This is a genomic window from Microcoleus sp. w2-18bC1 (assembly GCF_036700365.1).
GTDB lineage: Bacteria > Cyanobacteriota > Cyanobacteriia > Cyanobacteriales > Microcoleaceae > Microcoleus.
Map to the genome: position 1 here is coordinate 109,705 of NZ_JAUBOS010000002.1, position 13,577 is coordinate 123,281.

At 47.6% G+C, this 13,577-nt stretch carries 8 protein-coding genes; 2 read left to right on the forward strand and 6 right to left on the reverse strand.

Annotated elements, in window-relative coordinates; translation table 11 throughout:
* Positions 1-270: 270 nt before the first annotated feature.
* On the forward strand, positions 271-2,574 hold the full coding sequence (locus tag QT979_RS02630) for a patatin-like phospholipase family protein (RefSeq protein ID WP_333307991.1): 2,304 nt from the start codon (positions 271-273) through the stop codon (positions 2,572-2,574).
* Between the two features lie 244 nt (positions 2,575-2,818).
* Here the strand turns inward: QT979_RS02630 and QT979_RS02635 are convergent, their stop codons facing one another.
* From QT979_RS02635 to QT979_RS02645, 3 genes are all read right to left on the reverse strand, one after another.
* The gene (locus QT979_RS02635) at positions 2,819-3,007 is read right to left on the reverse strand and encodes a hypothetical protein (protein WP_333307993.1); all 189 of its coding nucleotides are present in this window, start codon (positions 3,005-3,007) and stop codon (positions 2,819-2,821) included.
* A gap of 7 nt (positions 3,008-3,014) precedes the next feature.
* Positions 3,015-4,283 (reverse strand): pitrilysin family protein, encoded by a 1,269-nt coding sequence (locus QT979_RS02640; protein ID WP_333308100.1) that lies wholly within the window; start codon positions 4,281-4,283, stop codon positions 3,015-3,017.
* A 263-nt stretch (positions 4,284-4,546) separates the two neighbouring features.
* Positions 4,547-5,812, reverse strand: coding sequence for a pitrilysin family protein (locus QT979_RS02645; protein WP_333307995.1), 1,266 nt, complete (start codon positions 5,810-5,812; stop codon positions 4,547-4,549).
* Between the two features lie 322 nt (positions 5,813-6,134).
* On the opposite strand from QT979_RS02645, the gene QT979_RS02650 reads away from it, so the two are divergent.
* Complete coding sequence (locus tag QT979_RS02650) at positions 6,135-7,163, forward strand: hemerythrin domain-containing protein (protein WP_333216430.1); 1,029 nt, start codon at positions 6,135-6,137, stop codon at positions 7,161-7,163.
* A 240-nt stretch (positions 7,164-7,403) separates the two neighbouring features.
* Here QT979_RS02650 and QT979_RS02655 read toward each other — a convergent pair whose 3' ends face one another.
* The 3 genes from QT979_RS02655 to QT979_RS02665 all read right to left on the reverse strand — a co-directional run bounded on the left by QT979_RS02655 (position 7,404) and on the right by QT979_RS02665 (position 13,560).
* Positions 7,404-8,264: an SDR family oxidoreductase gene (locus QT979_RS02655; protein WP_333307997.1), complete on the reverse strand. Its 861-nt coding sequence runs from the start codon at positions 8,262-8,264 to the stop codon at positions 7,404-7,406.
* A 398-nt stretch (positions 8,265-8,662) separates the two neighbouring features.
* Complete coding sequence (locus QT979_RS02660; protein ID WP_333307999.1) at positions 8,663-11,113, reverse strand: SdrD B-like domain-containing protein; 2,451 nt, start codon at positions 11,111-11,113, stop codon at positions 8,663-8,665.
* Positions 11,114-11,640: 527 nt separating this feature from the next.
* Complete coding sequence (locus QT979_RS02665; protein ID WP_333308001.1) at positions 11,641-13,560, reverse strand: SdrD B-like domain-containing protein; 1,920 nt, start codon at positions 13,558-13,560, stop codon at positions 11,641-11,643.
* Between the last annotated feature and the right edge of the window lie 17 nt (positions 13,561-13,577).

The window sequence follows — 13,577 nt, forward strand, 5'->3', positions numbered from 1 at the left end:
ACTAAAAACAGTCCGGACTATTGAAGCGATCAAGGTATAACAAATCATTGGAGCGGACAAACACCTATGATTTTAGTCAAGCTGAAGTTATCGGTGAGCGCAAAGCATAAATAATTGTTAAGCGATCGATGCCTAACGAATCATTGGATCTGACAAAATCGCAATATTTGAGGTTTGAGTCAGAGGCGATCGTTTTCCGCTCAATTTAGCCGTTAGGTTGCACTTATGTCAAGATAGAGATGTTCCCTTAAAGTCATTAGTTAGTGATATATGCTTGAAAGTGATAACAGAAATAAATTAATTAAAATAATTTCTAATTGGTTTGAAAACCAGCTTAAACCCATCGTGCAGTTTTTGATATATTTAAGAGTACCTCTGACAATCGCAGTGGTATCTTGGTATTTTTATACCCAGATCGATCAAACCATTGAGGTCTATCGTGTAATTGCTTTCGATAATAATGTAGCTCAGGCAGTTTTTTCTACAGTATTGGTTGTTTTTCTTTCACTTGGTGTGTGGTTCGCGGCACGTTTACTTGAGAAATGCTATGAAGCTCGTCTTCCTGACTTCTACAAGCCAAAATTCGATTGCTTATACAAAAATGCACCTCGTTTGCTAGGTACTATACCACTGGGTAGCCTTGCTTATGGCACTTGGGCTACCCAAAAAACATTGCAGAACTTATCAGATCCTACTCCCAAGATTTTTTTGCTAGTGTGGATGTTTAGCAATATAGTTTTATTAGGAATTTTATCTTATTTAATAATTAAACGTGTTGAACTTTTAAAAAACTCAAAGTACCTAGGTTCCTTTGCCTCTAGCAAAAAGGGTGAAGGTCTATTTGGTAAAAAATTTGAAAATGTATTTGTTAATATTTCCTGCTTTGTTTTTATTGTTTTATCTTTGCCTATGATCGTGGCAGCAAAAGATTCACATTTGTCTTTTGGTTTAGTTGCTGTTTTTCTGTTGCTCGTATTTTTTAATATGGCGCTGTTTTCTTGGCAACCCACGATAAAATCACGAATTACAGTTGTTAGGACTTGTTCAATTTCTCTGCTGGCATCCCTCGCATTAGGGTTGATAATGCCTCCGACATTTCTTCCCGATCTGCTGGGATCAATTAGTGTGGTGGCAATATCATTGACGATTGTGGTGGTTGTTTTTTCAACAATTTACGACTGGGGTCTGCAAACCAAAATACCTGGGATTACGATTCTCATCGTGTTGATTGTTGTTTCTAGCAATTTTAATTTTAATGACAATCATCGCTTTCGACAATTTAGCAAACCCGAAAAGTCAGTCCTTCCAGCTTTAGAATCTAGTTTTCAGCAATGGTTAGCTAATCGCCCCGATCTCGATCAATTCTCAAATAAACCCTATCCTGTCTATATCGCTGCGGCTCAAGGTGGGGGTATCTATGCCGCTTATCATGCAGCGACAGCCTTCACAAAGCTAACAGAATATTTTCCAAGTTTTCCTCAGCATATATTTGCAATCAGTAGTGTTTCTGGCGGTAGCTTGGGGGCTTCTGCCTTTTCAAGTTTGGTGAAATTTGGTGGAATTAGTGGTACATCCCTTAGCCAAACGGCTAGCAAACTGTTTAGCAGTGACTTGCTTACGCCCCTCCTAACGATGGGGCTATTCCCTGACCTGATTCAACGATTTATCTTTTTCCCAATATACGATTGGGATCGGGGAAGAGGTCTGGAAGTTGCGTTTGAAAAAGCTTGGGATAAGCTGTCTCTTCCAAATCAAGATAATCCCTTGCGGCAGTCTTTTTACCAACACTGGCAGCCCCAGGGCATTGCCCCTGCACTGGTTCTCAACACAACTGTTGTCGAAACTGGCGATCGCCTGGTGATCAGCCCCTTTCAGATTAACTTGCCCAACAAAGAAAATATTGCCATTGATGAACCCGATCTAGATTTGAAACTGAGTACAGCGGCTGGCCTCAGTGCTCGTTTTCCCTACTTCACCCCTGTAGGGTGGTACCAACGCAGTAAGGACAAAAGTAAATTGCATTTGGCTGATGGCGGCTATTTTGATAATTCTGGTATTCCTACCGCTTTGGACATTGGGCGGAGCTTACAGCGACTTAATGGTTACGGAACAACCTTTGAAATTGTCTACCTATCCTTAATTGATGGGCAATTTAACGAGCCTACAACTCAACTCAAGAGTGAAGGACTGAACGAGGTTTTATCCCCAGTTCGTGCCTTGTTTAGTGCGCGCAAGTCCCGCAGCCGCAGTGCTGTTGAGTTGTCTACGTTCACGGTCAATGATGGGATTGACGATCCACTCAAATATAAATTCAGAACCTTGTTCCTGAAAAAGTCAGGTGATGGAGTTAAGTTGCCTCTGGGTTGGCTCATCTCTAAACACTCAAGGGTATTTATCGATCAGCAGACACCTGACCCCAAAGCAAGACCCTGTGATATCAAAAAATTCCGACAAGCCATTGCAAAAGGTCGGGTGGTTATGGATGACAATCATAACCTTTGTGTGATCACATCGATTGGCGACGATTTGAGAATGACCCCAAAGCAAGACCCTGTGATACCAAAAAATTCCTAGAAGCCATTGCAAACGTTCAGGTGAGCAGGGATGACAATCATAACCTTTGTGCGATCGCATTGATTGGCAACGATTTGAGTTAGATTAAGGTAATGTCTAGCGATCTACACCTACTGTCTATTTAGCAAAGGCGGGATCGTGAAATCGTTAAGCTAACGGCGCAACCTAACAATTCGGTTGGAGGAGATTGTTGAAAGTCGCTGGTGGTGCTAGGAGTGCTATTTGCAACCGCTCAACCTGAACGTTATACCCGCAGCGAAAAGTTCATTGAGGTGGTCGGTTTCAGTTCTAGATAATGCCAGCAAGAATAGTTGGCTTTGTTGTTAAGTTTGGAAAAATTAAAAGCGATCGCAAACCACCAATAATTGTTAAGCGAAAAGTCTTTTAATCTGCGATCGCATCGATCGAACTTTTCAAAAGTTCGATCGCCCATTTCCTCCTCAACAAACAGCCACTACACCCAACTCTGTAATCGCCGCCTCCGGGCCCACCAAAGAAACATACGGTTCTACAAAATATTTCTTAGCAGCATCCCGCGCTTGTGAAGCTGTCACCTGTGCAATTTCTTCTTGAAATTGCTGGTCAAATTTAATTCCCAATCCCAAAATTTCGTACCAGCCTAAAACTTGGGCAATTTGCGAATTAGTTTGTTTTCCTAAAGCATATTGACCGAGCATTTTATTCTTGCAAGCTTGCAATTCTTCCTCGCTTAGTTCGATGTTGGCGAGTCGATCGACTTCTGCGCGCAATCCTTCAAAAGCAGTCGTCGTATTTTCCGGCGCCGTACCCATGTACACGACAAACTGAGCCGTGTCCAAGCGCGTCGCGTAGAGCGCGGAAACGTCGTAAGCCAAGCCCCGCTTTTCCCGCAATTCCACAAACAATCGGCTCGACAAACCGTTACCCAAATAAGTATTCAGCAACTTAATCGCTGCGTAGTCGGGATTTTTGACAGAGGGTGCGAGGTAGCCCAGCATAATCACTGATTGCTGCGTATCTTGCGCTGTAACGACCGATTGAGGGGATGGTGATAAGGGGGGGACGGTTAAAGTTGGCAGGGGTGTTAAAGGCGCTTTCCAGTCCCCAAAAGTTCGATCGATCAGGGCGATCGCATCTTCGGTCGATATTCTGCCGGCTACAGAAATAACTACATTATCGGGACGAAAATAGGTTTTGTGGAACTGTTCGAGCTCGTTTCTGGTGAGCTTTGACATAGTAGCTTCCGTGCCCAAGGGAGAGAAAGCATAGGGATGTTCCTGGTACATCGCGTGCCGCAATTGCTCGAAGGCGATCGCAAATGGCTGTTCTTGTTGCGATCGAATTGCCGATATGGCAATGCGGCGTTCGAGTTCGACTTCAGCTTCCGGGAAAGTGGGCGATCGCGTCAATTGCGCCGCCAACTCCAAAATCTCCTCAAAATCCGCAGAAACCGTCTTCAAACTCACTAAAAAATAGTCTGTAGTAGAGTCGGCACTCAACCTCGCTCCCACCGATTCTACACACTCGGCAATTTCCAGCGAAGACAGCCGATCGGTTCCCTTAGTCATTACCGCCGACAGCAAGTGACACAACCCTGCTTGTTCCGGCTGCACGTAGCGACTGCCGGCCCGCAGGAATATCCTAGCTGCAATAATATCTGCTGCTGGATTTTCTGCTGCTAAGACAACAATACCGTTGTCTAAAACCGTGCGCTGGATTTCATTTTTCATTGAATTATTTGTTAACTGTTGACTGTTGACTGTTGACTGTTGACTGTTGACTGTTGACTGTTGGCTGTTAGTCATGATTATTCGTAGGATGGGTAGAGCGTGAGCGTTACCGATCATCCGATTTGAGATTGGCGATTTGAGATTTTAGATTGAGGGACAAATCTCAAATTTCCAATTAATAGACTTGGGTTTCATGTCTCAACTCAACCTAGTTGCTGTTAACAGTGAACAGTCAACAGTGAACAGTGAACAGTCAACTATTATTAGATTGGTTTGAGTACCACTGCTGTATAGCGCCGAGGAGAGAGATATTGTTGAGCTAGGCGCTGGAGGTCTAAGGGCCCAAATGCCTTAATCCTAGTGGGATAGCTGAGCGCTACTTCCGCAGTGGCGATCGTATTGTAATATCCGTAAAGACCGGCTAGCTGTCCCGGCGTTTCGAGCGAGAAAGCAAAATCGTTGCACAGCAAACGCTGACAGCGGAGCAATTCTACCTCGGAAACTGGCTCAGACTGCAATTGCCAAAGTCGATCGCAAATCCGAGATTCCACCTGTTCGACATCCTTGGCGTCCAAGACTGCACTGATAGTAAATAAACTCGATTCCCGTTGCAGCGAGAAAGTGCTGTCGATCGCCTCTACCAATTGTAATTCTTCCCGCAGTTCCCTGACTAAACGCGAAGTCCGCCCGTCTGCAAGCAACACCGACAGCAAATCCAAGCCGCAAGCACTTTGCAAGTGTTCAACTCCCGGGCCCGTCCAGGCCATCATCAGGCGGGCTTGTTCCAATCGCGGGAGGCTCAATTCCTGACGGCGAATTTCTATCAGTGGCGGTTCCGCCTCTGCGGTTAATTTGGGACAATCCCACCGATCCGAAAACTGCTCGAATGCTTTCCCCGTAACATCTCTGGCCTGTTGTTCATCAATTCCCCCGACTACCACCACAGTCATATTTTCCGGCTGATAGTGCGATCGGTGAAAACAGCGCATTTCATGGGGAGTTCGCGACATCAGCAGTTCTTCCGTGCCCAATACCGATCGCCTGTAGGGATGTCGCTGGTAAACTGTTTCCATCATGGCTTGGAAACCCAGCCAATCGGGATTGTCTTGAGCTTGGCGGATTTCTTCTAGCACCACATCTCGCTCGCGATCGAATTCCCGATCGGGAATCGAAGCCCGCAGCAGCAATTCTGCCAGTGGCTGCGCTGTTTCTGCTAAATAATCGGCCGCAGCGTTGACGAAAAAATGCGCGTAGTCGTGACTTGTAGCTGCATTCGCGACACCGCCGCGATTTTCTATTACTTGATCAAATTCTCCAGGGGCGATCGAATCCGTCCCTTTAAATATCATGTGTTCTAAAAAATGAGCCATTCCCGACCAAGAATCCGGCTCCAGGGTAGCGCCAGCCCTCACCCACACGTCTAGCGCGACCACCGGTGTGGCCGAAATCCGCTGGTGAATGACCGTTAACCCATTATTCAGCTTCCAGACATTGGCTGGGAACTCTAAAGCAGTGAGCAGTTGAGACAAGCTAGTTATTCTTAAACTTTAGTTAACTTCGGCTGCAACTATGGTAGCGCTTTACAGCTCTGCGATCGGGATTAATTGATACAAAACTCAGTTGGCAGTTGGCAGTTGTCAGTGGTCAGTGGTCAGTTGGCAGTGATTAAGGGTAATTTTTGCTTTTTTAAAAAACGACCTTAGCCTTAATTAACTATCATTTCTTGGTTTAAAAGTCAATAGGTTGCGCGGGATATTAATGAATCAGTCGGGAGAAAGAGGATGTTATCAGAATATATCAATAAATTAAGAGATGTAAGAACACTAAATACATTGAGAGGAGAAACGACAGATGGTAGCTACCCTAGAAGATACCAAGCGCCAAGCGATCGCAACTAAATTAGCAGACATGAAAGCGCTGCAAAACCTGTTGATAGCCAACGAGCAATTGTTCATCAATTCCTGCAACGACTCCGAACTAGCCCAGCGCTTCCGGGATATGCTCGAAGACGATCGCAAAAACTTGGGCGTATTAGAAACTACGATCGTGCAATACGGCATTCAAACCGAACCCAAAGAAACCAGCACAAAAATGATTGAAGAAGTTCAGAAACTCATGCAAGGTTCTGAACTCACCATGTTTGAAAAAGTCGCTCAGCACGAACTGCTCAAACACAAACAAACAATGGCCGGTTTGTTAATTCACAAAGCTGCTCAAGTAGTCGGCGCTGACATCGAAGCTGCCATTACCCCCCTCAACACAGTTAACTTTGAGAACCGCGCTCACCAAGAACAACTCAAAGGAGTTCTCGAAATTTTAGGCGTACGCGAATTGACTGGCAAAGACCCCGACCAAGGCGTTTGGGCTCGCGTACAAGATGCAATGGCAGCTATGACCGGCATCATCGGCGGTGCAGTTACCCGCAGCAAAGATGAGATGAACATCACCGAAATCATCTCAATGGATCACCGCAAAACCGATACCCTATTTATGGAAATCGCAAGCACCGACGATCCTCAAAAACTGCAAGAATTCTTCGGTCAACTTTACAAAGACCTCAGCGTTCACGCAGAAGCAGAAGAACAAGTTGTTTATCCCGCAGTTCGCAGCTACTACGGCAATACCCAAGAACTGTACAGCGAGCAAGCAGAAATGAAGCAGATGCTTGCCCAAATTAAGGCTCTCAACCCCACTTCTTCTGATTTCAAAGCCCAAATTAAACAGCTCCAAACAGCGGTTAAAGATCACATTCGACAAGAAGAAAACGATATGTTCCCTCATATTCGCCGCAACCTGAGCGAAGCACAAATGGAACAAATGGCTACTGAATTCAAAGCAGCCAAAAGCACCATCCAGCAAGAAATGGCTAACCTGAGCTAATTCAGCAGTCACCTAATTACAACTCTAGCAAAACTAGAGAATAGTTAAACTGCAACCTATCAATCCCGCTACCCACGTAGCGGGATTACTGTTTTTTTATAAAAAAACAATCTAAATAAACCCGCCCTAGGTAACGTGGTTGTGGGGGCGGGTTTATTTAGATTGTGAGTTATAGTCAGAGATTGTGGGTGAAAGTTCCCCCACAAAATGCGGTTATTTATATCTCAACTCGCGACAAATCTATCCGTTAATCACCGATCCGCCGTTGGGATGCAAAATTTGACCCGTCATGTAAGACGAATCTTTTGAAGCTAAAAACACGTAGCTGGGGGCAACTTCATCGGGTTGACCTGCGCGTCCCAATGCCGTGTCTGCACCAAATTTCTCCACTTTTTCTTCAGGGAAAGTAGCAGGAATTAAAGGAGTCCAAATCGGGCCGGGGGCAACTCCGTTGACGCGAATTCCTTTCTCAGCTAAACTTTGAGACAAAGAGCGAGTAAAGGCAACAATTGCTCCTTTTGTGGAGGAGTAATCTAGCAATTGTTGGTTGCCTTTGTAGGCGGTGACTGAGGTAGTGTTGATAATTGCACTTCCTTCTTGGAGGTGTTTGAGAGCGGCTTTTGTGAGGTAAAACATTGAGAAAATGTTGGTGCGGAAGGTGCGCTCTAATTGTTCGGCGGTGATGTCTTCGATGCTTTCTTGGGGATGCTGTTCGGCGGCGTTGTTGACGAGGATGTCGAGGTGTCCGAATTCTTTAACTGTTTGTTCTACAAGATTTTGGCAGAGGCTTTCATCGCCGATGTCGCCCGCGATCGCAATACAGCGTCGGCCTTGTTGTTCGATCGCCTCTTTGGTCTTTTTGGCATCATCATCTTCATTAAGATAGCTGATGACCACGTTAGCGCCTTCTTTGGCAAAGGCGATCGCCACTGCACGCCCGATACCGCTGTCTCCGCCAGTAATTAAGGCTACTTTGTCCCGCAATTTATCGCTACCTCGATATCCCTCCGCGAAGGATTGGGGTTGCGGGGTCATTTGCGATTCAATACCGGGTTGCTGTTCTTGATGTTGAGCCGGATTGGTTTGTTGTTGAGTTGGCATAACATATTCCTCTACGTTCTACCTCTATAAATAAAGGTTTTATTGAGGCGGGGAATCGGTCTTTTTGCCGATCGTCCTCTACGACTAAAGACAGTAATTAAAGAGATAAATAAACCCGTCAGCCGAGCCCATGATTGTGGAGGGCTGGTTTATATAAATTGTGAGTTTTCCTTCAAAGATTGTCGGTAAAACCCTCTCTACGAGTATGGGGATATATTTGTTGTAGAGGCGGGTTTCACGAAAAATATTTCCGGTAATTAAAGAAATCCATAAACCCGCCCCGCGAGCCTCTAATTATTGTCACAACAGCAAAAAGCACGCCAAAAGATCATTTGACGTGCAGTTTAAACAAGCTAGTTGCTAATTGCTGAGTCTCCAACTAGAGACCCAACTTAAGATTAAAGAAGCGAATTCGTAGGACTAGGAGGAACGACGAACAATGATTCATCGAGACCATTCTCTTCTAAAAATGTTGCAATCAGGTAATTCGCCGAATTTTGCAAATCGTTGCTGTCAACAAAGCTGCTAACAACTGGACTCTGATCTACTACAAAGTTGCCAAAATTGCTGACTGGTTGAGGGACTGAGCCGGGGACGGGCTTATTCAGCGGATCATTATCATCGGAGATGCTAGAAGCAGTCACCGTGCCGCCGGTCAGCGGATCGATGCTGTCAATAACCCTTTCTGGTTCCGTCGGTACTGGCGCCGGCACGATCGGTGTTACAAAAGTATTTGGCCCCGGCACCGAGAACGTAACAGGATTAGGCCCTGTCGGAATGGGGAACGGGTTGGCAACGCCCGGAGCGTTGAAAACTTCCAAGAGCGAATAGGTACCCGGAGCTAAATTGGTGAACAGAACCTCGCCCTGAGCATTACTCCTCACCAGAGGCTCGGTAGCAGCATCGTAGCGACCATTGTTGTTGAAATCCAAGGTGAACGGGATGCCCTCCAAAGGAGGTTCGCCCTCATCTCGAAGGCCGTTGCGGTTGTCGTCCCGGAATTTTCCTCCGAGATAGTTAAAGAACTGGCCGTTGCCCACCAAAGCACAAGTAAACGTTTGGTTTGCGCCCAAAACGATGTCCAGTGGTTGAGTAGTTTGGAAAGAATTGGAAGGCACTACTTCCCGGACTCGGTAAATACCGGGAGTCAAATTGCCAAACTCCCAGCGGCCGAACTGATCGCTGACGGTACTTGCTTCTCCGGCATCAATGGCGTCGTTACCGTTGCTGTCGATGTAGATTGTGACCCCTGCGATCGGCGTTTCAAAGCCGTCCCGGTAGCCGTTGCCGTTCAAGTCTTGGAATTTGCATCCAGTGATGCGGCTGTTGGGGGTGTTGCCAAAGACAACGTTGGCATCTTGAGTGCTGAGGTTGAACTGCACCCGATCCGGAGTAGTAGGACTAAAACCAGCTTGTGGCACTTCCCGAACCACATAATTGCCAGGTTCTAGGTTGGTGAAAGCACCGCGCCCGTTGGCATCAGTTACTAGCGACTGTTCCCCTGTGTCGAGGGCGCCGTTGTCGTTGGCATCAAGGTAGACCGTGATGCCGGGAATGCCCACTTCCTGTAGAGTGTTGGCCGGTTCGTAACGACCATTAGCGTTCTGATCGTTATATTTGAAGACCGTGATGTTGGGGCGCGTATTCCCGACAGCACCGCTACCTGGATTTACCAAAATCGGGGTGAAGAAGACTGCGGGTTCCGGGTTGACCGGCGGGAAGGGGGGCGGAAAGTTCGCCGCAACGACCCGCTGACCACCTGGAACAGTTGGATCTGCCACTATGAAAGGCAGTGTTCCCTGCTGTCGCGATTGGGGCCCGGGGGCTGTGACTTCTACCGGGTTCTGCGTAGTTGCAATTGGCGGCTGGTTGGGTATGAATGTTTCAAAGGTTTCCAATACAGAGTAGCTGCCAGCTTTCAAATCTCTGAAGGTAGCCCTACCATCAGGCCCAGTTAACAGTCGCGGTTCGCCCACGTCTGTCCTGCCGTTCCGGTTCAAATCGAGGATGAACGGGATGCCCTCGAGGGCAACTTCGCCGGAGTCTTGTATGCCGTTGGCGTTGTTGTCCCGGAATTTGAAGATCGGGATTTCGTACAGGGGAGTGTTGCCCACTTGAGCGCAGGCCCAGGTTTCGCCAGGGCCGAGGTTCACGTCAAGCAGGGGGGTGTTGCCGGGAGGAGTGCTTTGGGGAAAATCTCTTTCTAACGGTTCAGTGCCGGGCCCGTTGGCGCGCTCTTCTCGAATCCGGTACAGCCCAGCCGACAAACCAGTGAATCGGAACTCGCCGTTTCTATCGGTTAAGGTAGTGCGTTCCCCTGTATCTAGCTGACCGTTGTTGTTGGCATCGATATAGATTCTGACGTTTTCCATCGGGGGTTCACTCCCGTCTCGAAAGCCGTCGTTGTCTACGTCGAGGTATTTGCAGCCAATAATCTGACCTTCCGGGACGGGACCATTGCCGAACAACACTGTGGCATTATTGCCCGCGAGGGTGACGACGACTGGGTTGGGAGTTGTCGGGCTGAAACCGGCTGGCGAGATTTCCCTGACTGTATAGGTGCCTGGAAGCAAGCCTGGAAATACGAAGTTTCCGCTGGGGTTTGTCAACGTCGAGGGTTCACCTGGATCGACAGTGGTGTTGTTATTGGTGTCAATAAAGATTTGGACGTTGGGGAGCCCCGGTTCGCCGGGTTCTCGAATGCCGTTGAGGTTCTGGTCGTTGAACTTGGTACCCTGGATACCCGCAGGAGCGTTGCCAAAATTGATGGTTGGCGGTAACACTACTGGAAATAATACAGGAGTTACCTGACTAGCACTTTTTTCTGCCATGATTTTCTGTTCCTTCACACCTAAATCTACGTAAGCTACAGGCTACTGTATCACTTTGTCAATCAGCAGTTAGCTGCTGCTAGCGACTGACGATCGCTACTCAATCATACATACGTCTACGTTGCTCGAAGGTTCCTCATCTAACATCAGGCTTACTCCAGCTTTGTCGCACGAGATTATATCAGGTTTTGAATAGCTGTGGCAATTTGAGCGCAATATCTTCAAGATTTGCGCCCGGAGTTCTTCTGCCCGTGGACACTTGCTGTTTTGAGCTGGAACAACGTTAAAACTCACTGCACCTCGGTGACTTGAGCGACCATGCCACGAGGGCTATCGCACTTGGGGAATTGTCTGATAATTCCTAAAAACAGGTATGATACTGTCTCTGAATCTTGCTCCTCATATACAAGCCAGCTTTGGGCTTCCCGGAACTCTGGCTTGGCTTTGGAGGTTGCCAACAATAGGGTATCACGCGATCGCCCTTTAACCTCTTCCTAATTTTTATCTGCGGTTTTGGATTCGGGGCGATCGAGCTTTGTCTCACCCTACTTAACCGGGAAATTCCTCACACCCATCGGCACAAACCAGTCAGCTATCACCCCATTATCTAATTCATTGATATTGACACAATTACCAACTTGTGCATTAGGCTCCAGACCGACATTCTGTTGCCCAAAGTTAGGAATATTGCCTAAATTTGCAAAAAATCCATCACTCAAAAATTTACTAATTTGATCACTATCACGACCCTGGCTCAAAAGCAAGCTATCCGCCCCCATATTACCCGCAGGTTCGGGTCTCGTATAGCTGTTGGCATCAGTTAACGGGTCGCCCTTCCAGGATTTAGCCGACCTACCCTCAGCCTCTCCAGTCACGAAATCGATGCTGCTAGCCCCAATCTCTGCCGAGACAACAACCACCGCAGGCGGAGTCGTTTGAATGAAACCGGGCGGCGGAACTTCGCGGACAACATAACTACCTACCGGAACATTGCGGAAACTGTAATTGCCTTGAAGGTCGCTTAAGGTACTCGCTTCGCCCGGATCTAAACTGCTGTTGTTGTTGAGGTCGATGTAAATTTGAGTATTGGCGATCGGCGGTTCCCCGGCATCGAGGATGCCGTTGGCGTTAAAATCGTTAAATTTCACACCGCTGATGGTGCCAGTCACCAATACATTGCCAAAGCTGAGATTAGTGGCATTTGTGCCGTTGCCTACGGTGATCGGCGTCGGATTAGGCGTGGTTTGGAGAAAACCGGGCTGCGGAACTTCCCTCACGACATAGGTTCCTTGAGGCAAATTGATAAAAGAGAAATTACCTTCGGGGTTGGTTAAAGTCGAAGGTTCGCCCGGATCTAAACTGCCATTGTTGTTGAAATCAAGGTAAATGGGCCAGTTGGCAACTCTCGGTTCCGTCGGTTCGTTGATACCGTTAGCGTTGAGGTCGTTGAACTTGAAGCCGCTGATGCTGCCGGTAGGAAAATTGTTGCCGAAATTGACGCCGACAGCGTTGGTATTGCCGGTGATGTCGATCGGGCCTGGATTTGGCGTAGTCTGTACCCATCCCGGTTGCTGAACTTCCCTCACCAAATATCTGCCGGGAGAAACATTGGCAAAAGTGTAGTTGCCTTGGGGGTTTGTGATGGTATTGGGTTCGCCCGGATCAAAGCTGCTGTTGCCGTTGAGGTCGAGGTAAATTGGCCAGTTTGCCAGGGGCGGGTCTGTGGCGTCTCTGACGCTGTTGGCATTGAGGTCGTTGAACTTGACACCGCTGATGCTGCCGACAAAAAAGACATTGCCAAAATTGATGTTGTTGACAGTGGCGTTGGAAGTAACGTTAACCGGGCCGGGGTCAGGCGTGGTTTGAAGAAAACCCGGTTGCTGGACTTCTCTCACCAAATATGTATCGGCGGGAATATTGACAAAAGCGTAATTGCCTTCAACGTTTGTAAAAGTAAAAGGTTCGTCGGCGTCGAGCCTGTTGTTGCGGTTGAGATCGAGGTAAATTTGCCAGTTAGCTAGCCCTTGTTCGCCGGGATCTCGGCTGCTGTTGTTGTTGATGTCGTTGAATTTTGTGCCTGCGATCGTCCCTGCGTTAAAGTTGTTGCCAAAATTGATATTGCCAGCGTTTGTGCCGCTGGTAATCGTGATGGGTGCGGGATTTGGGGTAGTTTGGCGAAAGTTCGGCTGCTGGACTTCCCTAACTTGGTAAGTTCCCGGTGGCAGGTTGGCGAAGATGTAGTTGCCTTGCGCGTTTGTGACGGTGGAAGGTTCGTTAAATTCTGGCTGGCCGTTGTTGTTGAGGTCGAGGTAGATTTGCCAGTTGGGAATGGGGACTTCTCCGGGATCAGGGCGGCCGTTGGCGTTAAAATCGTTGTATTTGGTGCCGCTGATGCTGCCGACTTGGAAGTTCCCGATGTTGACGTTGCCGATGTCTATTTGGCTGGCGGTTCTGAATTCGGACATGGTGTTGCTGGGGCCCA